The organism is Streptomyces cavernicola (genome assembly GCF_029968035.1).
GTDB lineage: Bacteria > Actinomycetota > Actinomycetes > Streptomycetales > Streptomycetaceae > Streptomyces > Streptomyces cavernicola.
In genome coordinates, this window is sequence record NZ_JASCIQ010000031.1 from 40,531 (window position 1) to 64,216 (window position 23,686).

At 72.5% G+C, this 23,686-nt stretch carries 18 protein-coding genes; 7 read left to right on the forward strand and 11 right to left on the reverse strand.

The genetic code is table 11. The features are described from left to right. Nucleotides 1-19: 19 nt before the first annotated feature. The 3 genes from QIS96_RS26205 (at nucleotide 20) to QIS96_RS26215 (ending at nucleotide 2,499) form a co-directional block, all read left to right on the forward strand. Complete coding sequence (locus QIS96_RS26205; RefSeq protein WP_282545208.1) at nucleotides 20-727, forward strand: response regulator; 708 nt, start codon at nucleotides 20-22, stop codon at nucleotides 725-727. 228 nt (nucleotides 728-955) lie between these two features. Continuing rightward, on the forward strand, nucleotides 956-1,960 hold the full coding sequence (locus QIS96_RS26210; RefSeq protein WP_282545209.1) for a lytic polysaccharide monooxygenase auxiliary activity family 9 protein: 1,005 nt from the start codon (nucleotides 956-958) through the stop codon (nucleotides 1,958-1,960). Nucleotides 1,961-2,064: 104 nt separating this feature from the next. Next, nucleotides 2,065-2,499 carry an SRPBCC family protein gene (locus QIS96_RS26215; RefSeq protein WP_282545210.1) on the forward strand — a complete coding sequence of 145 codons (435 nt, stop codon included), beginning with the start codon at nucleotides 2,065-2,067 and terminating at the stop codon, nucleotides 2,497-2,499. Between the two features lie 305 nt (nucleotides 2,500-2,804). Here the strand turns inward: QIS96_RS26215 and QIS96_RS26220 are convergent, their stop codons facing one another. Both QIS96_RS26220 and QIS96_RS26225 read right to left on the reverse strand, forming a co-directional pair. Then, nucleotides 2,805-3,782, reverse strand: a complete 978-nt coding sequence (locus tag QIS96_RS26220; protein WP_282545211.1) for a DNA polymerase Y family protein — start codon at nucleotides 3,780-3,782, stop codon at nucleotides 2,805-2,807. Continuing rightward, nucleotides 3,779-7,255 carry a DNA polymerase III subunit alpha gene (locus tag QIS96_RS26225; protein ID WP_282545212.1) on the reverse strand — a complete coding sequence of 1,159 codons (3,477 nt, stop codon included), beginning with the start codon at nucleotides 7,253-7,255 and terminating at the stop codon, nucleotides 3,779-3,781. The genes QIS96_RS26220 and QIS96_RS26225 overlap by 4 nt, the downstream gene beginning before the upstream one ends. Nucleotides 7,256-7,416: 161 nt before the next feature. Here QIS96_RS26225 and QIS96_RS26230 point away from each other — a divergent pair, with 161 nt between their 5' ends. Then, complete coding sequence (locus tag QIS96_RS26230; RefSeq protein WP_282545213.1) at nucleotides 7,417-8,514, forward strand: ABC transporter permease; 1,098 nt, start codon at nucleotides 7,417-7,419, stop codon at nucleotides 8,512-8,514. Between the two features lie 257 nt (nucleotides 8,515-8,771). Here the strand turns inward: QIS96_RS26230 and QIS96_RS26235 are convergent, their stop codons facing one another. The 3 genes from QIS96_RS26235 to QIS96_RS26245 all read right to left on the reverse strand — a co-directional run bounded on the left by QIS96_RS26235 (nucleotide 8,772) and on the right by QIS96_RS26245 (nucleotide 13,053). Beyond that, nucleotides 8,772-9,857: a S1 family peptidase gene (locus tag QIS96_RS26235; RefSeq protein WP_349017416.1), complete on the reverse strand. Its 1,086-nt coding sequence runs from the start codon at nucleotides 9,855-9,857 to the stop codon at nucleotides 8,772-8,774. A gap of 556 nt (nucleotides 9,858-10,413) precedes the next feature. Beyond that, nucleotides 10,414-11,316, reverse strand: coding sequence for a S1 family peptidase (locus tag QIS96_RS26240; protein WP_282545215.1), 903 nt, complete (start codon nucleotides 11,314-11,316; stop codon nucleotides 10,414-10,416). 402 nt (nucleotides 11,317-11,718) lie between these two features. Further along, the gene (locus QIS96_RS26245; RefSeq protein WP_282545216.1) at nucleotides 11,719-13,053 is read right to left on the reverse strand and encodes a DUF5685 family protein; all 1,335 of its coding nucleotides are present in this window, start codon (nucleotides 13,051-13,053) and stop codon (nucleotides 11,719-11,721) included. Nucleotides 13,054-13,339: 286 nt separating this feature from the next. Between QIS96_RS26245 and QIS96_RS26250 the strand changes: the two genes are divergently transcribed. Further along, complete coding sequence (locus QIS96_RS26250; RefSeq protein WP_282545217.1) at nucleotides 13,340-13,786, forward strand: cell division protein SepF; 447 nt, start codon at nucleotides 13,340-13,342, stop codon at nucleotides 13,784-13,786. A gap of 41 nt (nucleotides 13,787-13,827) precedes the next feature. Here the strand turns inward: QIS96_RS26250 and QIS96_RS26255 are convergent, their stop codons facing one another. Continuing rightward, the gene (locus QIS96_RS26255) at nucleotides 13,828-15,024 is read right to left on the reverse strand and encodes an acyl-CoA dehydrogenase family protein (RefSeq protein WP_282545218.1); all 1,197 of its coding nucleotides are present in this window, start codon (nucleotides 15,022-15,024) and stop codon (nucleotides 13,828-13,830) included. 107 nt (nucleotides 15,025-15,131) lie between these two features. Beyond that, the gene (locus QIS96_RS26260) at nucleotides 15,132-16,835 is read right to left on the reverse strand and encodes an MFS transporter (RefSeq protein WP_408907257.1); all 1,704 of its coding nucleotides are present in this window, start codon (nucleotides 16,833-16,835) and stop codon (nucleotides 15,132-15,134) included. Between the two features lie 283 nt (nucleotides 16,836-17,118). On the opposite strand from QIS96_RS26260, the gene QIS96_RS26265 reads away from it, so the two are divergent. After that, nucleotides 17,119-18,441, forward strand: coding sequence for a hypothetical protein (locus QIS96_RS26265; RefSeq protein WP_282545219.1), 1,323 nt, complete (start codon nucleotides 17,119-17,121; stop codon nucleotides 18,439-18,441). A gap of 275 nt (nucleotides 18,442-18,716) precedes the next feature. Next, on the forward strand, nucleotides 18,717-19,742 hold the full coding sequence (locus QIS96_RS26270; protein WP_282545220.1) for a phosphatase PAP2 family protein: 1,026 nt from the start codon (nucleotides 18,717-18,719) through the stop codon (nucleotides 19,740-19,742). A 118-nt stretch (nucleotides 19,743-19,860) separates the two neighbouring features. On the opposite strand, the gene QIS96_RS26275 is transcribed toward QIS96_RS26270, so the two are convergent. The 4 genes from QIS96_RS26275 to QIS96_RS26290 form a co-directional block, all read right to left on the reverse strand. Continuing rightward, nucleotides 19,861-20,076 carry an I78 family peptidase inhibitor gene (locus QIS96_RS26275; RefSeq protein ID WP_282545221.1) on the reverse strand — a complete coding sequence of 72 codons (216 nt, stop codon included), beginning with the start codon at nucleotides 20,074-20,076 and terminating at the stop codon, nucleotides 19,861-19,863. Between the two features lie 405 nt (nucleotides 20,077-20,481). Next, nucleotides 20,482-21,444, reverse strand: coding sequence for a helix-turn-helix transcriptional regulator (locus tag QIS96_RS26280; RefSeq protein ID WP_282545222.1), 963 nt, complete (start codon nucleotides 21,442-21,444; stop codon nucleotides 20,482-20,484). Nucleotides 21,445-21,513: 69 nt separating this feature from the next. Further along, entirely contained in the window at nucleotides 21,514-22,362 is an 849-nt protein-coding gene (locus QIS96_RS26285) for a hypothetical protein (protein ID WP_282545223.1), read from the reverse strand. Next, a complete protein-coding gene (locus QIS96_RS26290) occupies nucleotides 22,359-23,627 on the reverse strand; it encodes a glycosyltransferase family 4 protein (RefSeq protein ID WP_282545224.1) in 1,269 nt (422 codons plus the stop codon). The genes QIS96_RS26285 and QIS96_RS26290 overlap by 4 nt, the downstream gene beginning before the upstream one ends. Between the last annotated feature and the right edge of the window lie 59 nt (nucleotides 23,628-23,686).

A 23,686-nucleotide genomic window follows, 5' to 3' on the forward strand; every position in this document is an offset into this window, starting at 1 on the left:
GGCTACCTAGCCTGACGCGGTGAACGAGCAGACGAAAGTCCCCGTCAACGTGCTTGTCGTGGACGACGACTTCATGGTGGCCAAGCTGCACGGCCGCTTCGTGTCCGCGATGGAAGGATTCGCCGTGGCCGGGGTCGCGCACAGCGGTGCGGAGGCGCTGCGGGCCGCCGAGCGGCTCCACCCCGATCTCGTACTCCTCGACGTGTATCTGCCGGACATGGACGGCATCGCCGTACTGCGGGAGCTCAGGGCGGCGGAGGAGCGGGATCCGGCGCGGCCGCGGGTGGACGCGCTGTTCATCACGGCGGCCAGGGACGCGGAGGTGATCCGTTCCGCGCTGCGCGCCGGGGCGCTGCACTACCTCATCAAGCCGTTCAACCAGGCGGCGCTGCAGGAGCAGTTGAGGCATGTGGCCGCGTTGCGGGCCCGCCTGGACGACCTGGGCGAGGCCCGCCAGGAGGACGTCGACCAGATCTTCGGCACCCGCCCGCCGGGCTCCCGCGAACTGCCGAAGGGCCTCGCGGCGCACACCGCGGACCTGGTCGAGCGGGTGCTGCGCGCCCAGGCAGGCGACCTCTCGGCCTCGCAGTGCGCCGAGGCGGGCTCCCTCTCCCGGGTCAGCGCCCGCCGCTACCTGGAGTTCTTCGCGGACACGGGCCGGGTCGAGGTCACGCTCAAGTACGGGGGGACTGGGCGGCCGGAGCGGCGGTACCGGTGGGTGGGGTGAGCGGGTCCGGTCCGTACAGCTGTCGCTCACCTGTCGTCCCCCGGGCCCGGGGAAGAAATCCGGACGTTCCACCACCCCCCTTTAACGACCTCTGAGCCGCCCCTTAAGCGCACCATAAGGATCCCCAAGACCCCACCTCAGCAGGCGATTTCACGGTTCTCAGCGGCTAGCTTCGACTCTCGCCAACCCCCGACGCGAACCGTTTCGCGAACTGTTTCGAGGAGCCCCATGAACACCCGCCGCACCGTCGCGACCGTCGCCGCCCTCGGCATAGCCCCGCTCGCGCTGACCGCCCTGGCCGCGTCCCCCGCCGCCGCGCACGGTTCGATGACGGACCCGGTAAGCCGCGTCTCGGCCTGTTTCGCGGAGGGCCCGGAGTCCCCGCAGTCGGCCGCCTGCAAGGCCGCGGTCGCGGCCAGCGGGGCGCAGGCCTTCTACGACTGGAACGAGGTCAACATCGCGGACGCCGCCGGCAAGCACCGCGAGATCATCCCCGACGGCAAGCTGTGCAGCGCGGGCCGCGACAAGTACAAGGGCCTCGACCTGCCGCGCGCCGACTGGCCGGCCAGCGAACTCGGCGCAGGGAAGCACACGTTCCGCTACAAGGCGACCGCCCCGCACAAGGGCTCGTTCGAGCTGTACATCACGAAGGACGGCTACGACCCGAGCAAGCCGCTGAAGTGGTCGGACCTGGAGTCGGAGCCGTTCGCGAAGGTCACCGACCCGAAGCTGGAGAACGGCGAGTACGTCTTCGACGGCACCGTTCCCGACAGGTCCGGCCGGCACCTGATCTACAGCATCTGGCAGCGCTCGGACTCCCCCGAGGCGTTCTACACCTGCTCGGACGTGACGTTCGGCGGGGGCGGCGCGGCCGCGAAGGCCCCGGAGGCCCCGGAGGCCCCGGAGGCCGAGGCCCCGTCGGGTGAGCAGATCGACGCCGGCGCCGAGAAGTCCACGGTGGACCACTCCGGCCACGGCGGGGACCACGCGGATCACTCCGAGGGCGCCACGGAGACCCAGCCGTCGGACGAGGGCGCGGGCACCGGCAACGCACCCGAGGCGAACGGCTCGGCCGAGCCCGCGGCCGCCGGCACCGAACTCGCTGAGACGGGCGGCGACTCGACCACCCCGTACATCGCGATCGGCGGCGCCGCGGCGCTCACCGTGGGCGCCGCGGCCCTGTTCGGCTCGGTCCGCCGCCGCGCTGCGACGTCCGGCCGCCACGGCCGCTGACTGCGGCTCGGCTACGCCGCCGCTCCCCCGTACGTCACGTCGAGGGGGCGGCGGCGCACCCGCGTTCAGCCGGCGCTGCCCGCCGGCCGTCCTACGCTGGCCGGGTGCCCGAGTTCCGCATCGCCCGCCGCTGCCCGCTCCCGCCCGCCGAGGCCTGGCACCGCGTCACCGACTGGCCCCGGCACGCGGCCCAGGTCCCACTGACCCGAACGACACTCCTGACGGCCCCGCCCACCACCAAGGGCACGCGCTTCGTGGCCCGCACGGGGGTGGGCCGATTCGCCTTCGACGACCCGATGGAAGTCACCGAGTGGCAACCGCCGCGCGCCGACGCCCAGTTCGGCCACTGCCGCCTACTCAAAACGGGCACGTTCCTGACCGGCTGGGCAGAGATCGAGGTACGGCCACTCGGCACGGGCTCGCACGTCGTATGGCGCGAGGACCTACGAGTACGCGTCCTGCCCCGCGCCCTGGACCCGTTGACGACTTACGCGGGCCGGGCCGTCTTCGGGTATGCACTGCGCAGGCTGCTCTCCTGACAAGGCGTTTCCTCCCCCACCCCGCCCCTTCCCGAAAGTCCTGGTGGACAGCCACGGGGGCCAGCCCCCGGACCCCCTCCCCCAAGCTCTCGGCTGCGCTCGAGCAGGGGGGACCCCCATCTCAAACGCCGGAGGGGCTAATTTTGGGCCGCGATGGAGCCCCGAAAGGGGCGCGGGGAACTGCGCGACCAGCACGACGGCGCGGCAGCCGAACGAAAACCGGGGTACGGGGCGCAGCCCCGAAGCTGTCCGCCAGGACTTTCGGGAAGGGGCGGGGAGGGGAAAAGCCGCCCGCAGGGCAACACCTACCCCACCAACACCCCAAACCGCTCCCGAACCCGATCCACCACAGCCTCCAAGCGCCGCGCCTTCTCATCGGCCGGGTCGAACATCAGCTGGCGAGCAGCCTGTGAGGCAGGACCGAGACCCTCCGCGCGCAGCGAGAGCGCCCGCACCCGGGCCCGCTGCAGCCCGAGCCCCTCGTACATCCCGTACGCGACGCCCCGCAACGCCGCCGAGTGCGCGGTCGGCTCGCGCAGCGCACGGGAGCGGGTGGTCGTGGAGCGGTCGGCGTAGCGCACCGTCAGCGTCAGGGAGCGGCACACCTGCCCCGCGCCCCGCATCCGCGCCCCCAGTTCCGCGGCGAGCGAGAGCAGCGCACGCCGGTGCCGGACCGGGTCCAACTCATCGCGGGAGAAAGGCCGTTCGGCGGCGAGGGAGCGGGCCGCTGCGTTGCGAACGACAGGCGTGCGGTCGACGCCCTGCGCCTTCTCGTACACCTCACGCCCCACCCGCACCCCCAGAATCCGCTGGAGCGTCCCGAGCGGTGCGGCGGCGACCCGGTCGACGGAGTCGAGGCCGTACGCGCACAGGGTGCGGGCGGTGGCGCGGCCGACGCCTTCGAGGGCGACGACCGGCTTGCGGTCCAGGAACTCCCGTACGCCGTCGGGCGTCGCGGGCACCACCCGGGTCCGGCCCGGCTCCGCCTCCCGGGCCGCCATCCTGGCCAGCATCGGGTTGGGGCCCGCGCCGATCACGCAGTCCACGCCGTGCAGGGCGAGCGCGCGGACCCGTACGAGCGCGGCCAGCTGCTCGGTGTCCCGGCCGAAGTAGCGCAGGGCGCCGCGCACGTCGGCGAGGGCCGTGTCGGGCGGCGCGGCCTCGACGACGGGCGTCAACTCGCCGAGCAGAGCGATGAGTTCGGGCAGCAGGGCCTCGCCGTCGCCGCTCCCGGTGTCGCTCGCCCCGTCCAGGGGCCGTACGAACCGTACACAGAGAATCATCCCGCGCTCCCCGGACTCTGGTGCCACAACTTCCGTCCGCCCGCGGGGCCTTCGCCGGGTGGCTGAAGGTCGGCCCACGGGTTCATCTCGTAGCCGGTGGGCATCCGGATCCGCCGCCCCGTATCGGCGGCCGGCCCCGCATCGACGCCCGGCCCCGTACCGGCATCCGCATCCGTATCCCCACCCGCAGCAGGAACCGCCAGCCGCTCCCCCACCGCCCCGAGCCCGCCCGACTCCCGCAGCTCGACCAGCTCCTGCAGATTCCAGGCGGCCGAGCCCACCACGGACAGGCTGCGCGGGCCGCGCCGTTGGACCACGCCGCGGACGAGGAGCAGCCAGGAGTGGAAGACGGTGTGCGCGCACCGTTCGTGGCTGTCGTCGAAGAAGGCGAGGTCGACCAGTCCGGTGCCGTCGTCGAGGGTGGTGAAGATGACGCGGCGGCCGGAGCGGATCGGCGGGGTCTGGGTGGCCGCCTTGGCGCCCGCGACCAGGACGGTCTGCCCGTTCTCGGCGAGGCGCAGCCGCTTCGCGGAGGTCACGCCGAGTTCGCGCAGGAACGCGTGGTGGTCGCCCATGAGGTGCCGGGACGCGTCCATGCCGAGGACGCCGAGCTCGGCGCTGAGCCGTTCGGCCTCGCCGAGGTCGGGCAGTCCGACGGCCGCGGTGCGGCGGCCGCCCGCGAGGGGCAGCTGCTCCCCGTACGAGCCGCGGGCGCCGCGGTGCAGTTCGGCGAGGTGCAGGAGCAGGTCGCGCCGGTTGCCGCCGAACGCGTCCAACGCGCCGACCTGCGCGAGCCGTTCGGCGACCGGCCGGCCGGGCCTGGCGCGCTGCCGGAAGTCGAGGAGCGAGGAGTACGGCTGCCCCTCCTCGATCCGCCGCGCCTCCGCCTCGCTGATCCCGTGCACGTCGGACAGCGCGAGCCGGATCCCCCACCGCGCACCCTCCGAACCGGCAGAATCCGACACCAGTTCGATACGGTGGGCGACCGCGGACCGGTTCACGTCCAGCGGCAGCACCGGCACCCCGCGCCGCCGCGCGTCCGCGAGCAGCAGCCGCTTCGGGTACATGCCGGGGTCGTGGGTGAGCAACCCGGCGTAGAACGCGGCCGGGTGGTGCGCCTTGAGCCAGGCGGACTGGTAGGTCGGCACGGCGAAGGCGACGGCGTGCGCCTTGCAGAATCCGTACGAGCCGAAGGCCTCGATGATCTCCCAGGTCCGCCCGATGGTCTCCGCGTCGTACCCCTTCGCGGCCGCGTGCTGAGCGAACCACACCTTGATCCGGCCCTGCGAGTCGGGGTCGGAGAGCCCGCGCCGCACCCGGTCGGCCTCGCCGCGGCCGCAGCCCGTCATGATGTCGACCATCGCGATGATCTGCTCGTGGAAGACGACGACTCCGCACGTCTCGCGCAGCGGCGCCTCCAGGTCGGGGTGCGGATAGCTGACGGGCCTGCGGCCGTGCCGGGACTCGATGAACGGCCGCACCATGTCGGCGGCGACCGGGCCCGGCCGGAACAGTGAGATGTCCACGACGAGGTCGTGGAAGGTCGAGGGCTGCAGGCGTCCGACGAGGTCCCGCTGGCCGGGCGACTCGATCTGGAAGCACCCCAACGTCTCGGCGCTGCGGATGAGTTCGTACGTCGCCGGGTCGCCCTGCGGGACCGCGTCCAGGTCGACGGCCGTGCCCGTGGCCCGTTCGACCTCCCGTACGGCGTGCGCCATCGCGGACTGCATCCGTACGCCGAGCACGTCGAGTTTGAGCAGCCCGAGCTCCTCCACGTCGTCCTTGTCGAACTGCGACATGGGCAGGCCCTCGCCACTGGTCGGCACGACAGGCGTACGGGCGAGCAGCGAGGCGTCCGAGAGCAGCACCCCGCACGGGTGCATGGCGATCCCGCGCGGCAGTGCGTCGAGCCCTTCGACCAGCTCCCACAACCGCCCGTACTTCTCCCGCTGTTGGGCCACGTCCTTCAGCTCGGGCAGTTCGTCGAGGGCGGCGCGGGCATCCTTGGCGCGGATGTGCGGGAACGCCTTGGCGAGCCGGTCGATCTCGGCGGGGTCCATGGACAGGGCGGCGCCGACGTCCCGGATGGCGTGCCGGACGCGGTAGGTCTCGGGCATGGAGACGGTGGCGACGCGTTCGGCGCCGAAGCGGCCGATGATCGCGCGGTACACCTCGATCCGCCGGGCAGACTCCACGTCGATGTCGATGTCGGGCAGGACGGAGCGCCGCGTGGACAGGAACCGTTCCATCAGCAGACCGTGCTCGACCGGGTCGGCGTGCGCGATGCCGAGCAGATGGTTGACGAGCGATCCGGCCCCGGACCCGCGCGCGGCCACCCGGATCCCCATCTCCCGTACGTCGTCCACGACTTGAGCGACCGTCAGGAAATACGAGGCGAAGCCGTGGTGGGCGATGACGTCCAGCTCCTGGTGCATCCGCTCCCAGTACGCGCGCCGGTCGCCGTAGCCGTGGAGCAGCATGCCGGCGGCGGCGCGGGAGGCGAGGGCGCGCTGCGCGGTGCGCCGCCCGGCGCCGACAAGCCGCGCCTCCGGGAAGTGCACGCTCCCGATGCCGAGGTCGTCCTCGGGGTCGACGAGGCAGGCGGCGGCGGTCCGCCCGGTGTTCTCGATCAGGCGGTACGCGGCCTCGCGCCGGTAGCCCGCGGCCTCCACGATCCGCTCGGCCTCGTGCAGCATCGCGTCGGCGCCCTTGAGCCAGCGCTCGCCGGTGTCCAGGCCGCCCCGCGGGTCGATGGGCACGAGCCGCCGGGCCGCGTCCAGGACGTCGGCGACGGGGCCCTGGCCGGGGTCGGCGTAGCGAACTGCGTTGCTGAGTACGGGAGTTATGCCCTGTTCGGCGGCGAAGCCCACGGTGCGGGCGGCGAGCCGCAGCGATCCGGGGCCGGTGCCCTTGAGCCCGTGGTGGACGGCTTCGAGGCGCAGCGCGTCGCCGTACCGCTCCCGCCAGGGCGTGAGGAGTTTCGCGGCGCGGTCGGGCCGGCCCGCGGCGAGCGCGCGGCCCACGTCGGACGCGGGACCGAGCAGCACGGTGAGTCCGTCGCCGTGGTTGTCGGGCCAGGGAAGGAGTGGCCCGTCGGCGTCCCGGTGTGCGGCGGTGACCAGGCGGCAGAGCTCGGCCCAGGCGGCGGCGCCGTCCCGGGCGAGATAGGTGACGCGGGGCGCGGACTCGTCCACGAAGGCCCCGCCGCGCACGGGGGTGCGCCGCTTCTCCTGCGCCGATCCGGACTCCCGTACGGCGGGGGCCACCGCCAGGTCGACGCCGAACAGCGGGCGGATCCCGGCCTTCTCGCAGGCCGCGGCGAAACGCACCGCTCCGGCCAGGGTGTCCCGGTCGGTGAGCGCGAGCGCGTCCATGCCCCGCTCGGCGGCGCGCTCGGCCAGCCGCTCCGGGTGCGAGGCGCCGTAACGCATCGAGAACCCGGAGGCGGTGCGCAGATGCGCGAACCCCGGCACACGCACCTCCTGAACCCACCTGAACCATCGCTCTCCGCATCCCCTTCTCCACCATAGACCAGTTTCGAACGTACGTACGACCTCGTGGCTCCGCACGATGCCGCTCACCCGTTCGGTCCCGCCCTGCTGCGGCCTCGGGGCTCGCCGCCGAGCGTGGGGGCATGACGAGGACCACACGCGGCGGCGGCCTTGACGGCGACCCGGGCACCGGATTTCTCCACGAGGTCAGAGACGCGGTCAGCGCCCGCACCGGCCTCCTGGTCGTCGGGGTGCTCCTGATCCAGCTCGCCTTCATCGCTTCGTACATCGGCGCTTTCCACAAGCCCGTGCCGCAGGAGATCCCGATCGCGGTGACGGCCCCGAACGCCCCGGTGACCGCGCAGGCCGTCGAGCGGCTGCGGGCCCTGCCGGGCGAGCCGCTGAAACCGCACGCGGTACGGGACGAGGCGGCGGCGGTCGAGCAGATCAGGAACCGGGACGTGGACGGCGCCCTGATCGTCGACCCGCGCGCGCCCGGCGACCGGCTCCTCGTCGCCAGCGCGGCGGGCGGCAGCCTCTCGCAGGCCCTCGAACAGGTCGTCGGCGCGGCGGAGCAGGCGCAGAAGCGCAGGCTGACGGTCACGGACGTGGTCCCGGGCGCGGCCGGGGACGCCCGCGGCCTGTCCTCCTTCTACCTCGTCGTCGGCTGGTGCGTGGGCGGCTATCTGTGCGCATCGGCCCTCGCGATCAGCGCGGGCGCCAAGCCCGCCAACCCGGCGCGCGCCCTGATCCGGCTCTGCGCGATGCTGCTCTACTCGCTCGCGGCGGGCCTGTTCGGCGCGCTGATCGCGGGCCCGTGGCTGGACGCGCTGCCCGGCAGCGTCATGGCCCTGTGGGGCCTGGGCACCCTCCTGGTCTTCGCGGTCGGCGCACTGACTCTGGCATTCCAGGGCATCGCGGGCGTGGTCGGCATCGGCCTCGCGATCCTCCTGGTCGTGGTCCTCGGCAACCCGAGCGCGGGTGGCGCCTACCCGTACCCCCTGCTCCCCGACTTCTGGCGCGCCCTCGGCCCGGCCCTCCCACCCGGCGCGGGCACGTACGCGGCCCGCTCCATCGCGTACTTCAAGGGCAACGGCGCGGGCGGCCCGTTCCTGATCCTCGCCGCCTGGGCGGTCGGCTCGGCAGCCCTCACCCTCCTCCTCTCCCTCCTCCGCCAGGACCGCCGCAACCCCGACAGGGACTTGGCCCGCATGGCGAGGTCGAGCTCGGTCAGCGCCTGACCCCGTCGTTCGACTGCTGCGCCGTCGTGGCTGGGCGCGCCCTGCGGCGGAGCCGCTGATGTCACAGCCCCGCGCCCCTGTCGGGGCCCGTATCGCCGCCCAATCCAGCCCCTCCGGCGTTTGAGGAGCTGGGGTCCGGGGGCTGGCCCCCGAAGCTGTCCGCAGGACTTTCGGGAAGGGGAGGGGAGGGGAAAGAACAACGGCCCGGCCCACCGAAGCGGGCCGAGCCGTCGAACCGTACGTACGAGAGAAGAACCTCAGCCGATCTGCGCCCCGAACGCCTCAAGCGCCTCAGGCACAGGCTGGAAGAACGTCTCCCCGCCCGAGGAGCAGTCCCCGCTGCCACCGGAGGTCAGCCCGAGCGCGGTGTCACCCGCGAACAGCGCACCGCCGGAGTCACCGGGCTCGGCGCAGACGTTGGTCTGGATGAGACCGTTGACGACGTCACCGTTGCCGTAGTCGACCGTGGCGTCGAGCCCGGTGACCTCACCGTCGTGCAGCTGCGTCGTGGAACCGCTGCGCTGCACCTGCTGTCCGACCGTCGCGTCACCCGCCTTGGCGATGGCCTGGGTCGACCCGTTGTACAGGTTGACCTCGCTGGGGTGCGCGGTGTCGCCGGTGTACTTGACGATGCCGTAGTCGTTGTCCGGGAAGCTGGAGCCGGCGTTCGTGCCGATGACCGGGCCGCCCTGCTCCTCCGACCACTCCTGGATCGACTCGGTGCAGTGGCCGGCCGTCAGGAAGTGCGGCTCGCCGCCGACCGTGACGTTGAAGCCGAGCGAGCAGCGGCCGCTGCCGCCCCAGATGGCGTCGCCGCCGGCGATGAACTTCTTGAACTCGCCCTTGCTGCGCTTGAGTTCGACCTGCGCGCCGAGGGCGTCGGTGGCCTTGGTGAGCTTGGCGAGCTCGGCGCCCTGGACCGTGCGGTCGGCGGTGACGACGACCTTGTTGGTCTTCGGGTCGAGGGCCCAGGACACACCCTTGGTGCTGGCCTTCTCGATCAGGTCGCTACGGGTGTTCTTGAGCTCGGCGAGCGAGTGCTCGACGACCTTGGCCTTGGCGCCAGCCTGCTCGACGAAGTCCGCGGCCTTCTGGTCCAGGACGTTCACGACGAGCGACTTGGACTCGGCGTCGTAGTACGCGCCGGCCGCGTCCGCCCCGAGGTCCTTGCCGAGCACCGAGCCGAGCTTGCCGGCCGCGGTGGCGGTGAGGGTCTTGAGCTCCGGGGTGGCGGGGGCGTCGCTCGCGTTCGCGCTCTGGATGGTGACGCCGGCGGCGACGAGTGCGGCTATGCCCGCACCTGCGACGGCCACGCGGCGCTTCTGTATGCGACGGTGCTTCAAGTCACGTCCTCCTGTGGGGGGTCGGGCCCGGATCGGTGGGGTTCACCGGGCCCTGAAGGCGTATCACGGACATAGAAGCGACATGTCTGGCTTTATCCCAATAGTCGCGTCCATGCCAACGGGCGACAGTTACTATTCCCACTTTCACAGGGGGCACACAAGGTCGGCTTCCGGACGCGCACTCGACAACCACGCCACAGCCCCGCCCCGTTCACGTTTTCTTCCCCCTCCCCGCCCCTTCCCGAAAGTCCTGAGCGGACAGCTCCGGGGCTGCACCCCGGCTTTCGTTCGACTGCCCGCTTCGTCGTGGCTGGTCGCGCAGTTCCCCGCGCCCCTGTCGGGGCCCGTATCGCCACCCAATCCAGCCCCTCCGGCGTTTGAGATGGGGGTCCCCCCTGCTCGAGCGCAGCCGAGAGCTTGGGGGAGGGGGTCCGGGGGCTGGCCCCCGAAGCTGCTGCAAGCTTTCGGGAAGGGGCGGGGAGGGGACAAAAAACGAGCCCCCGCCCGACACTTCGGGCAGGGGCTCGCAGAAGCCGTCGACGCAAGACGCACAAGATCAGTACACGCTGACCCCGTACCTGCTCAACGCCTCCTTCACAGGCTGGAAGTACGTCGTACCACCGGAGGAGCAGTTGCCGCTGCCGCCGGAGGTGAGACCGATCGCGCGGGTGCCGGAGTAGAGAGGGCCGCCGGAGTCGCCGGGCTCGGCGCAGACGTTGGTCTTGATCATCCCGTAGACGATGTCGCCGCCACCGTAGTTGACCGTCGCGTTCAGGCCGGTGACGGAGCCGCTGTGGGTGCCGGTGGTGGAGCCGCGCCGGGTGACGGACATGCCGACCGTCGCGTCGGCCGCGCTGGTGATGTCCTGGCTGCCGACGGTGCCCGGGTGCGTCAGGTTGGTGTTGGAGTAGCGCACCAGGCCGTAGTCGTTGGTCGGGAAGCTGGATCCGGCCGTCGGGCCGATGGTCGTCGTACGGGACGAGTTGGTGTACCAGGTGCCCGCGCCGTCGGTGCAGTGCCCCGCGGTGACGAAGTAGTACGTACCCGCCGAATTGCGGACGTTGAAGCCGGCGGAGCAGCGCCAGCTGGAGGCGTAGATCGCGTCGCCGCCGGAGAGCAGCTTGCTGAACTTGCCGGAAGTGCGCTCGATCTTGAGGGCGCCCGCGTTCGTGCCCGCTTCGCGCTTGATCTCGTTGACCTCGGCCTGGGAGACGGTGCTGTCGACCGTCACCACGACGCGGTCGGTCTTCGGGTCCACGTTCCAGGCCGTGCCCGCGACATCGGCCTCAAGGACCGCGTCGCTCGCCTTCTTCAGCTGGGCGCTGCTGTACGTGGTCGCCTCGTCCGCGCTGGCGGCGGGCGCGGCGAACGCGCCTGCCGCTACGAGAGATCCGGCCACGACGGCCAGGGACGCACGTCTCGCGACGCTGCTGCGGGGGGTGGTGCGCTTGATCCTCACTTCGCGTTCCTCCGAGGGAATCGGGGGCCCGCCTGGGAGGGAGCGGGCCCGTGAGGCGCAGCCGGGGGCCAGCGGTTCCGATCCCGCGTCCGGAATCCGAATTCGTTGTGCCCCTGACAAGCGCTGGCTCGGAGTATTCGGTCGGCGCGGAGGCCGCACAAGGGTGCCTTTCGGCCGTCTGCCCATGACGCACTCCGGCCCCGGCGGCGGGTGCGTCGCGTTCGTCCGCGGGTGCCGTCGGGGTCGCTCGTCGAGGTTGTGACGTACGCGCCCTGCTCGGGGTTCCGCCCTCAACTCGCCGTCGGCTGCGTCGAGTTGAGGGGTGTACCGATTCGCCCGCTCCGTCCGGGCGCGGGCATGGCTGGAATCAGTCGGTCCGGTGGGCTTCGCCGCCGTGGCGGCTCAACAACCGCAGTCGCAGCCGCAGTCGCAGCCGTCACAACATCCGCCGTCGCCGCCCTCGCCGCCCTCGCCCCCGCCGCCGCTCCCGCAACAGCTGCAGCAGTCGCCGCAGTTGGAGCAGCAGTCACAGGCGCTGCAGCAGTCGTTGCACAGCCCCTCCTTGCGCTCCCGGCTCCACGGGTCCTCGTGCGTGCCGCAGCACAGCTGGCACGTACAGGCGAGCCCCGCCCACACCAGGCACCCGGCGATCAGCCCCCGCCGGTCGCGCGGCGGCCGAGGCCCGCCGGGCGGAGGCCCGAAGGGCCCACCGGGACCGCCAGGCCCGTACGGACCGCCGGGCCCACCGGGGCCGGGCTGCTGCGGAGCGTAAGGACCCCCGGGCCCACCCGGCCCGCCGGGACCCGGCTGCGGATAGGAGGCGTACGGGTCGACGGGACCGGCCGGACCCGCCCCGCCGCCCGGCTGCTGATGCGAGCAGCTCGTCGTCCCGAAGGCGCGGTCGACGGAGCGCGGCAGTTCGTGCACGAGCAGCCGGTGCGCGAGCGAGGAATCCGTGAACTCCACGTCCCGCAGGGCGAGTCGGATGCCGCGCAGCGCGTCGTCGGCGAGCCTGCGGGCCTCCGTGAGCGAGGCGCCGGTCACGGTCAGCGGGTTCCACGCCCCGCGCGCGGCGTCCTCCTCGCGGTCCTCGACGGCGTCCAGGAGGTGTGCGAGCCGCCCGAAGAGCCGGCCCGCCTCGGCGAGCGGCGCCGCGTTGCCCGGCCGCCCGGCGAGCTGCGCGGTGTGCGCGAAGGCCGCGGCGGTCGCGGTCTCGGTCGGCTCGGTGACGACGAGCAGCGAGGTGCCGGGCCCGGCGAGCGCCTCGATGCCTTCCTGTCGGCTCACGGCCTCCACGAGTACGGCGGTGTCGAAGCCGACGTCGGCCCCGGTGCGCGCCCCGGCCCGGTCCCAGGAGCGGGCGACCCGGCGCGCGGCGAGGGCCACCGGCTTGCGCCCCAACACCCCGTCCCCGTCGGCCACGTGGTCGCGCACCTTCGCCGAGGCGAGGACGAGCGAGACGGCGGCGGCGAGGCGCGCACCCTCGCCCTGGGCGACCGAGGCGCCGCGCATCCCGCGCAGCGGACAGGGACCGGCGGTGCGCCGCCACCCGGTGGCCCGCTCGGCCTGAGCCTCCGTCAGAACCGAGACCAGTAGCCCGTCGTAGTTGGTGACGACCCGCGCGAACTGGCCATGATCACTGCGCAGCGCGAGGCAGAGCCCGCAAAGATGCGCCATCCACTGCGTCTTGAGACCTTCACCGAGCCGGTGGCTGCAGGGCCTGACGATGCCGAACAAGACGGCTCCCCCGTGAGTCGTTGATGACGTGCGACCGCATCGTATCGGCCACGCCGAGCAGCTCGACACGCCCGCCGTCACCCGTACGCGCCGACAAGTCATATTTCACTCACTGTCAGCAGACTTACCTGGCAGGACCCTTGGAGAATGGGGGTGCGTTCTGCACCAGTAGCGTCACGAAAGGCCCATGCGGCGACTAACCGCTTGGTCGGAGTGACGCGACATCCGCATCATGGACGACCATAGGGGTGCGGACAGCAGGGAACCGCTGTGAGAGGAGGCGTCCATGGGATCGGTGCGCAAGGCGAGTGCCTGGCTTGGCCTCGTCGACGACAACGATGACGAGCGTTACTACGACGGTTACGAGGACGAGGCGGCCGAAGGCCCCGAGTCCGGCGAGACCTGGGTGACCGACCCCCGGGTGCGGGTCGCCAGCGAGCAGGCCGAGGATTCCGGCCGCCGGATCGGCACGATCGCCCCGGACGGGTTCCGGGACGCGCGCGCCATCGGCGAACTGTTCCGGGACGGCGTCCCGGTCATCATCAACCTCACCTCGATGGACCCGGGCGACGCCAAGCGCGTGGTCGACTTCGCGGCCGGACTGACCTTCGGTCTGCGCGGCTCCATCGAGCGGGTGGCGACCCGGGTCTTCCTGCTCACCCCGGCCGACACCGCGATCGTCAACGGCGAGTCGGCGAGCCGCCCTTCGGACGGTTTCTTCAACCAGAGCTAGACCGGCAGGCCGCTCACCGACTCCCCCGGACCGCTCCGGTCCTACCGGAACGCGTCGAGCCCGGTGAGCGCCTTGCCGAGTACCAACTGATGCATCTCGACGGTGCCTTCGTAGGTCAGCACCGATTCGAGATTCGTCGCATGCCGCATCACGGGGTACTCGAGCGAGATCCCGTTGGCCCCGAGGATCGTCCGCGAGGTGCGGCAGATCTCGATGGCCTCTCGTACGTTGTTGAGCTTGCCGAAGCTGATCTGCTCCGGCCGCAGTCGGCCCGCGTCGAGGCGGCGCCCCAGGTGGTGGGCGAGCAGGATCCCCTTGTGCAGTTCGAGGGCCATGTCGGCGAGCTTGGCCTGGGTGAGCTGGAAGCCGCCGATGGGCCTGCCGAACTGCTCGCGCGTCTTCGCGTACTCCACCGCCGCTCCGAAGGACGAGCGGGCCGCTCCCATCGCACCCCAGACGATGCCGTAGCGGGCGTGGCTCAGGCAGCTGAGCGGGCCGCGCAGGCCGGTGACCTCGGGGAGGACCGCGTCGGCGGGCAACCGGACCTCGTCCAGGACGAGTTCGCTGGTGACCGAGGCGCGCAGGGACCACTTGTGCTTGATCTCGGGGGCGGAGAAGCCGGGGCTTTCGGTGGGGACGACGAAGCCGCGGATGCCCTCGTCGGTCTGCGCCCAGACGACGGCGACGCCGGCCACCGAGCCGTTGGTGATCCACATCTTGCGGCCGGTCAGGATCCAGTCCGTGCCGTCCTTCTTGGCGTGCGTCCGCATCGAGGCGGGGTCGGAGCCGTGGTCCGGCTCGGTCAGGCCGAAGCAGCCGATGACCTCGCCGGCCGCCATCCGCGGCAGCCACTGCTGCTTCTGCTCCTCGGAGCCGAACCTCCAGATCGCGTACATCGCGAGGGAGCCCTGCACCGAGACGAGCGAGCGGATGCCGGAGTCGGCGGCCTCCAGCTCCAGGCAGGCCAGGCCGTACTGGACGGCGCTCGCGCCCGCGCAGCCGTAGCCGGTGAGGGACATGCCGAGGGCGCCGAGTCCGCCGAGTTCGCGGGCGAGTTCGCGTACGCCGGGGAGTTCGCCGCGCTCGTACCAGTCGGCAATGTGCGGCAGTACGCGGTCCTCGGTCCAGCTGCGGACGGTGTCGCGGATCGCGAGGTCCTCGGGGTCGAGGAGGTCGTCGAGGCCGAGGGGGTCGGCGGGGTCGAACGGCGGCAGGGCGGGGCGGGACGAGGACGACATGGACGGGCCTCCGGACACGTAAAACTAGCAGCGTTAGTTACGGTGTGCTGCCGACAGTACGGCTCGGGGAAGCCGCACGTCCAGAGTGTCCCGGCCGGTGCGCGGCGTCAGGCGGAGGACTCGGCGGCGAGGGTCTCGCGGTCCCGCTGGGCGGGGGCGGTCTGCCGGCCGGGGTGCGGCACCGCGGCCTTGCCGGTCTCCGTGACCGCGTCGGCGCCTGTCGACTCGTCCGGCACGGAGGCGGAGAGGTCCATGGAGCGGGGCAAGCGCAGGGCGGCCAGGGCGCCGACGAGCAGCAGGGCGGCGCTGGCGTACAGCGTGACGTGCAGTCCGTGCACGAAGGAGTCGCGGGCCGCGGTGCGCAGGGCCTCGCCCGCCCCGGCGTCGAGCCCCTCGGCGATCTCGTAGGCCTCGCCGATGGAGTGCCGGGCGGCGGCGACGTCGGCGTGCGGGACGCCGGGCACGGAGTCGAGGCGGGGGCCGTAGGCGGCGTTCATGACGCTGCCGATGAAGGCGATGCCGATGCCGCTGCCCAGCTGGTACGAGGTCTCGCCGATGGCCGCGGCGCCGCCCGCCTGGCCCTGGCTGACGTCGCTGAGCATCGACTCGTACGCCCCGAAGAGCGTGGTCTGCAGGCCGAAGCCGAGCAGGACGAAGCCGGTCAGGAGCAGCGCGAGGTTGTCCTTGTGGCCCATGAAGGTGAGCGTGAGGACGGCGACGGCGGTGAGGCAGAAGCCGAGCGAGACCATCACGCGCGGGCCGAGCCGGGGCAGGATCGAGGAGCCGGTGAGCCCGCCGGCCATGGCGGCGAGGGTCAGCGGCACCATCCTGAGGCCGGTCTCCAGGGGCGAGAGGCCGAGCACGAGCTGCAGGTACTGCGCGGCGATCAGCATCAGGCCGACGAGCGCCAGCATCGCGATGATGATGCAGCCGATGGAGGTGCCGAAGGCCGGCCGGGAGAACAGGCTGAGGTCGACGAGCGGGTGCTCGCGGCGGCGCTGTCTGCGCACGAAGAGCACCAGGAGCAGCGCGCCGACAAGCAGCGGCACGAGCGTCATCGGGCTGACGACGCCCTCGCCGCCGCCCGCGCGCTTGATGCCGAGCACGACGCCGAAGAGTCCGGCCGCGGCCATCAGCGCGCCGACCACGTCCCACGGGCCGTTGCGGTCGCCGAGGGACTCGGGGAGCAGCCAGCGGCCGACGAGGAGGCTGGCGAACATCAGCGGGATGTTGATGAGGAAGACCGAGCCCCACCAGTAGTGCTCCAGGAGGAAGCCGCCGAGCAGCGGTCCCGCGGCGGCGCCGACGGCGGCCACCGCGCTCCAGATGCCGATGGCGAGGGCGCGCTCGCGCCGGTCAGGGAAGACCTGCCGGACGATGGAGAGCGTCGCGGGCATGATCATCGCGCCACCGACGCCGAGCAGGACGCGCGCCGCGATCAGGGTCTTGGGTTCGTGGGCGAGCGCCGCCATCGCGGAGGCGAAGCCGAAGAGGCCGTACCCGAGCAGGAGCACCTTTCTGCGGCCGACGCGGTCGCCGAGGGTGCCGAAGAGGATCAGGAGGGAGGCGCAGACCAGGGGGTACGAGTCGACGATCCAGAGCAGCTGGATCGCGCCGGGCTTGAGGTCCTCGGTGACGGCGGGCACGGCCACGTGCAGCACCGTCGAGTCGATGGCGACGATCGCGAGGCTCACGCACAGGACTATGAGGACCACCCAGCGGTTGGCCCCCTCCGGGCGTCCGATACCCATCCGCTCCAGGAACCGGGAAGCCGAGGGCCGCTTCGGAGCAGCCGTGGTCGTCCCGGTCATCTAGTACCTCCCAGTGATCCCGTACTCAGGCGGTCGGCGGCGGCTCTGCCAGCGGCGTTGGACCCGACCGGGTGTACGAGTGAGCAGTCAGCGTACGCGAGTTCAGAGCGGTGATGGGTGTCCCACCTCTCACGTAGCTGAACGACGCAGTGTGGCGTACGCCACGCCCGGCCCCCTCTCCCCCGTGCTCCCCCGCACCCCCGCGCCCCCGCGCAGAGGGCTCTCTCCCCTTCTACGACCGCCCGGGGGTATGTGGTTCCCCGCTCCGCCCATAATCGAGCCCGTGACCGATCTTGCCCCGTACGTGCCGACCGACCGCCGCGACCGGGTCCGCCGCGCGCTGCGCCGGACCGCGCCCGCGCTGCTCGTGTACGCCGGGGTGCGCGCGCTCGGGCTTCTGGTGCTCGCGGGGTGGTCGGCGGCGAACGGCAAGAGCGCGCACCGGCTGCTCAGCGCGCGCTGGGACTCGCTCTGGTACACCCGCGTCGCCGACTTCGGCTACGGCTGGGAGACCCGCCTGCCGGACGGCTCGGTCCACTCCAACCTGGCGTTCTTCCCGCTCCTGCCCTGGCTGGAGCGGCTCGGCCACGCCCTGACCCCGCTGTCGTACGCGGACGCCGGGCTGTTGGTCGCATGGCTCGCCTCGCTCGCGGCGGCGCTCGCGATCTTCCTGATCGCGGAGCGGCTGTACGGGCCAGGGCCCGTCTCTTCGGGCTTTGCGGATCAGGCCGCGGCGTCTGGTGCGGTGCATCGGCGCGCGGCCGGATCGCCCTCGTACTGGACGTACTTGGGTGATTCGGCCGTGCGGCGAGGCGCCGTGCCAGGCGTCGCGGGCCCGCAAAGCCCGGAGAGACGGGCACTGAGGGCCGGGGTCTGCGCGGTGGCGCTGTGGGCGGTGCTGCCGGTCGGGATCGTCCAGTCGATGGCGTACAGCGAGTCGCTGTTCACGGCGCTCGCGGCCTGGGCGCTGTGGGCGGTGCTGCGGGAGCGGTGGGTGTGGGCGGGGGTGCTCGCGGCGCTCGCAGGGCTGACGCGGCCGGTGGGCGCCGCGGTGGTGGCGGCGGTCTGGGTAACCGCGGCGGTCACGGTGGCGCGCGAGCGCCGGGCCGGATGGCGGCTCGTCCTCGGCGTGCTGCTCGCTCCGCTCGGGGCGGCCGGCTATGTGCTGTGGGTCGGCCGGCGGACCGGCGACGGCATCCTCGGCTATCTCGACGTACAGGCGCAGTGGGGCAACGGGTTCGACGGCGGGATCGCGTTCGCGCGGTTCGTCGGGGCGATGCTGACGTCGTTCCCCTCGGTGCTCGCCGGGCTCGGCCTGATCGCCGGGGTCGCTCTGGTGATCTGGCTGTACGTGCTGTGCGTACGGCAGAAGCAGCCGTACGCACTGCTCGTGTACTGCGGGATCGTCGTCGTGCTCGCGCTCTGCGCCTCGGGGTACTTCGGCTCCAAGCCGCGGCTGCTGCTGCCCGCCTTCCCGCTGCTGCTGCCGCTCGCGGTCGGCCTGGCGCGGTGGCGCACCTCCCGGTCGGCGGCGCTGCTCGCGGCGGTGGCGGTGGGCTCGGCGGTGTACGGGGCGTTCTGGCTGAACGGGTCGGGACCGCCCTGATCCGGCCGTCCCGACGCCACGGCGGCCGCCCCCGGACACAGCGGGTGACCGGCGAGCGGGCCGCAGCGGAATGGGCGGCACTCGGCGCGGAATGAATTCAGACGCCATCCGAAATCACAGCAGATGAAGATCGAATAAATACCGATCCAAGGTCATCAGCTTTTGCTCGGGGCTCTCGAATAACTCCCCCGCTGAGAGCAATCCCACATCACATCGTCATCACAAACCCTCTGATTCGGCCGGGTCGGGCACTCACTCGCTGTAGCGTCGATTGAGTGCGTACTGAACCAAACCTGACCCGTCTGGACCGGCTCTTTGCCCGGCTAGACCGGGAACCCGAACGGCCGGCGGGCCTCGAAGTACCTCGTATGAGTCCGCACCGGATCGTGCTGTTCGGCTCGACGCTGGTCTTCTACCTGCTCATCGTCGTGGCCGTCATCAACACGTCCTGGCTCGTCCGGCTCGACTGGCAGCTGATGTTCTTCCGGCCCTACCAGCAGTGGCCGGAGGTGCACGCGTTCATCGACTACTACGTGGTGCTCGGCCAGCGCGGCCCCACCGCCGTGATGGTCGCGGCCTGGCTCGGCTGGCGCTCCTGGCGGCAGCACACGTTGCGCCCGCTGCTCATGCTGGGCACCTCGCTGCTGCTGCTCAACGTCACCGTCGGCGCGGCCAAGCTGAGCATGGGCCGCGAAGGCCCGCACTACGCCACCTCCATCGGCTCCAACGAGATGTGGCTGACCGGCGACATATTCCCCTCGGGCCACACCGCGAACGCCGTCGTGACCTGGGGCATCCTCGCGTACCTCGCCTCCACCGCCCGGACCCGCCGGCACCTCTCGGCGCTCTCCGCGGTGGTCTCGCTCGGCGTCGGCCTGAGCACCGTCTACCTGGGCACGCACTGGCTGAGCGACGTGCTCCTCGGCTGGGCCGCCGGGCTCCTCATCCTGCTCGCGCTGCCCTGGTTCGAGCCGCTGGTCACCCGGGTCGAGGCCTGGATCCTGGCCAAGCTCGACCGGTACCTGCCGGGCCTGCGCGGCCGTATCCCCGCGCCCGCCCCGGCCGACGGACCCCCGCTGTTCCCGCAGCCGGTCCCCGGCACCGAGGACGACGTGCCGGTACGCGAGCCGGTGGGCGCCGCGCGCAGCGGCCGTACGCCGACGCACTTCAGCACGCAGCGGTACACAGTGCGCTCCGAGCGCTCCCCCGTCACGCCGACCGGCAGCCGCCGGCCCGCGCACGGCGACAGCGCCACCCGCACCGCCCGCTCCACGCCCGCCCACCCGGTGGCGGGCGGCTGACCCGAGGCCCGCGGGGGCGGTACGCACAGCTCTCCCCGCACGCACGAGGGCCCCGACCCCCCTGAGGGAGCCGGGGCCCTCGCCGTACCGGCGACAGGTTCCGTTCGGCGGCGGGCGCTCAGCCCTTCCAGCAGCGCTGCACGGTGCCTTCGCTGACCTCGAAGTTGAGCCGACCCGCGAGGTACTCCATCGTCACGAACGCGCCCGGCGCCAGCCTCCTGACGGTGGACCAGCCGCGCTCGCGGGCCTGCCGCTCGGCGCCCTCGGCGTCGAGTCCGACGTACGCCTCGGGGCTGTCGTCGGGTTCTGCGGGGGGTGTGGGTGTGGGTGCCATGCGATCACCGTAGGCCGCCCGCGGCGGGAAGTGAAAGGGCTGCAGAAAACCCGGGACGGGCGGGCACCCAGGGTCACTTGCACCTTCGAGGTCACGCTTGTGTCACAGGATTGCCACATGTGTTTGCCGATTCCCGCTTCACACGATCGGGCGGTCCCGAATTATTTCGGCCCGCGCCGCCTTTACCTGCGCATGGTCCAGCAATTCGCACGCCCGGGTTCGACCCACCGAATTCAACGGCCTTTCCACGAGCGGCTCCGGCCGTTTCCCGAGAGCCCGCCCCCAATTCCCGGTCACTTTCCCCGGTCCACCGCCCGCCCTGCGCCGCACGGCGGAAATCGGGCACGGGACTCCTGCCGGAGTGGGCGGTAGCAGGGGGTGGTCGTGCCCCCTGACAGGGCGGGTTCAGCGGGCCAGTGCGCGGGAGAGGCGGTCGCGGGCGGATCTGATGTGGGCGGTCAGTTCCGCGGGTTCCAGGACCTCGAAGTCGACGCCCAGGAGCATCAGATGGATCACCATCACGTCTAGGCTCGCGGCCCCCGTGCGCAGCAGGCAGGTGGACTCGCTCTCCGCTTCGAGCGTCCCGGCCGACGGCGAGATGCGCTGGGCGGCGTCGGCGAGCGGCACGAAGAGGCGGGCCAGGGCCTCTTCGGCGTACGCCCTGCGGGAGACGCCCTCGGAGACGTACGCGGCCAGGTCCTGCGCGGGCGGGGTGCGGGGCGTGAAGCGGGGGCCGTGCGGGGGCCTGGGCGTGATGCGGTCGGCGCGGAAGGTGCGCCAGTCGTCCCGGTCCAGGTCCCAGGCGACCAGGTACCAGCGGCGCTCGGTGCAGACCAGGCGGTGCGGCTCGACAGTGCGGCGGCCGGTGCGGCCCGCGTGGTCGCGGTACTCGAAGCGGAGACGTTCGGCGTCGCGGCACAAGTGGGCGAGTTCCGTGAGCACTTCGGGGTCGACGGCGGACGCTTCGGATGCGTGCAGCATCGGCACCGTGAAGGCGTTCAGCGCGCTCACCCGGCGGCGAAGACGGTCCGGAAGGACCTGTTCCAGCTTGGCCAGGGCCCGTACGGAGGTCTCGTCGATGCCCTCGATGCCCTGCCCGGCGGCGGTGCGCAGGCCGACGGCCACGGCGACGGCCTCCTCGTCGTCGAGCAGCAGGGGCGGCATCTCGGCGCCCACGCCGAGGCGGTAGCCGCCGCCGGTGCCGGGTGAGGCGTTGACGGGGTAGCCGAGCTCGCGCAGCCGGTCGACGTCGCGGCGGACCGTGCGCGGGGTGACGCCGAGGCGGTCCGCGAGGGCGGCGCCGGACCACTCGCGGTGGGCCTGGAGCAGCGAGAGCAGGCGCAGGAGTCGTGCCGAGGTCTCCAACATGCGGGCGAGTCTGCCAGCCGTCGCGGACAGCTGCGGTCCGCGATCGGAGTCGGTTCAGCCCACCTCCGTTCAGCCCACCTCCGTGACCCGCAGCGAGAGGTCGTTGTCGCGGGTGTAGTACGGGCCGACGGCCACGGGTCCGGTGCGGACGGCCGGGTACGTGAAGATCGGCTTCTTGTCGGCGACGTCGTCGAGCAGCCGGGCCACCCGCGCCTGCGGTCCGTGCGCGCCCTGGGGCAGCAGCCACAGGTCCCAGATCCCGGGCCCTTCGGCCAGCTCCGCGTACGCCACCGTGAGCCCGAACTCCTCGCCGGACGCGCCGAGTTCGACCCGGCGCGGGGCCTCACCGGCCCGCCGGCTGCGCAGCTCCGCGTACCCGCCCGGTGCGAACGGTGCGCCGATGAGCCGTCCGCGTACGGTCAACCCGGCGCCCTCGATGAGGAGTTCGCCGGCCTCGGCGTGCGGGGCTCGGTGCCAGGCGCGGACGGTGAGGTTGCCGTGCTTGGTGGCGTACGGGATGCGTACCGCGACGTGCGGGCGGGTGCCGCTGGGCGTCCGGTCGACGAGGGAGCGCAGGTCGTTGACGCCGGGTGAGAGGCGGCGCGGGGCGGCGTCGCCGTGGTCGACGTACACGTCCCAGCGGCCCTCGGCGAGCTGGACGCTGCTGGGCAGCACGGCGCGCAGCCGGCCGTCGGCGGCCGGGGTGAGCGGCAGCCGGGTCTCGGTGTGGGCGCGGTGCGGCTGCCGGTCGCGCAGCCGGAGCAGGAGGTACGCGGCGCCGGGGCGGCCCAGGTCGGCGAGGTCGAAGGTGAGCCCGCCGGCGGAGTCGGCGACGCAGTCGGCGCGGGGCTCGGCGTCGGTCGTCCCGGCCGCCTCGTGCACCTCGTCGGGCAACGGCGGGGGCAGCAGCGCGCTCATGCGGTCCGTCCCTTTCTCAGGGCGGCGCGCCCCGCGTCCCTGACCGCGTAGGCGCCGTCGAGCATCGCGCCGCGGGTGCGGTGCAGCGAGCCGCGGAACCGGCCGAGCGGTCCCGCGGGGCCACGTGCGGTCAGATCGGTGAACAGCGATTCGTAGCGCTCGGCGATCCGCGCGGGGTCGAAGCGCTGGGCGTCGACGAGCGCGGCGGCGGACATCCGGCCGCGCTTGTCGTCGTCGTTGATCAGTTCCAGGAGGCCGCCGGCGATGGCCCGGACGTCGCCGACGGGGACGAGGCGGCCGTCGACGCCGTTGTCGATGATCTCGCCGGGCCCGTGCGGGCAGTCCGTGGCGACCACGGGGAGGCCGCAGCGCATCGCCTCGACGATGGTCATGCCGAAGGACTCCAGGCTGGAGGTGACCGCGGCGATGGAGCCCTTGGCCCACTCCGGGTCGATGGGGTGAGCGGGCCCCATGAGGAACACGTGGTTGTAGAGGCCGAGTTGGCCGATCAGGGCGCGCAGCGCGTCCTTCTGCCGGCCGGCGCCGTAGATCCGCAGCCGCCAGTCCGGGCGCTGGGCGCGCACCTGGTCGAAGGCCCGGATCAGCAGGTCGTACCGCTTGACGGGGGCGAGCCGGCCGGCCGCGACGACCCACTTGCCGGTGCCGTCGGCGGGGGCCACGTCGGGCGCGGGCACCGGGTTGGCCATGGCGTCGACGCGCACTCCGGGCAGCCGCATCTTGTTCCGGTAGGCGGTGGCGTCGGCCTCGGTCGTCGTGGTCAGCGCGTCGAGGCGGGGGTAGGCGCCGCGCAGCTGGGTGCGCAGGGCCCTGGAGTGGCTGTCGAGGGTGAGGTGTTCCTGGCCGACGCGGAGCGGGCCGCGGCGGGCCCGGCGGGCGAGGGCCACGTTCAGGCCGGGGCGGGTGCCCACCAGGACGTCGGCTTCGGCGGTCGCGAGGTGGTCGGCGATGCGACGGTCGGTGAGCGCGTTGTACTGGTGGAAGCGGCCCTCGGCGCGCGGGAAGTCCTGGGCGGGGCGGCGGAATTCGGGGCTGTCGCCCTCGTAGCCCGCGGTGTCCTTGCGGATGTCGACGAGGTGGTGCACCCGCACGCGCGGGTCGGCCCGGAAGACCGGCTCGTCGCGGTGTCGGTAGACCGACACGACCTCCACGTCGTGCTGTTCGGCCAGGGTGTTGGCCAGGTTGTAGGTCGTCCGGATCGTCCCCCCGATTCCGTACGCGTTATGTATCAGGAATGAGATATGCATGCGTCCCCGTATCCCACGTTTCCCCGCGGACAGTCCGGTCTCGTCCGCCTACCGCAGGG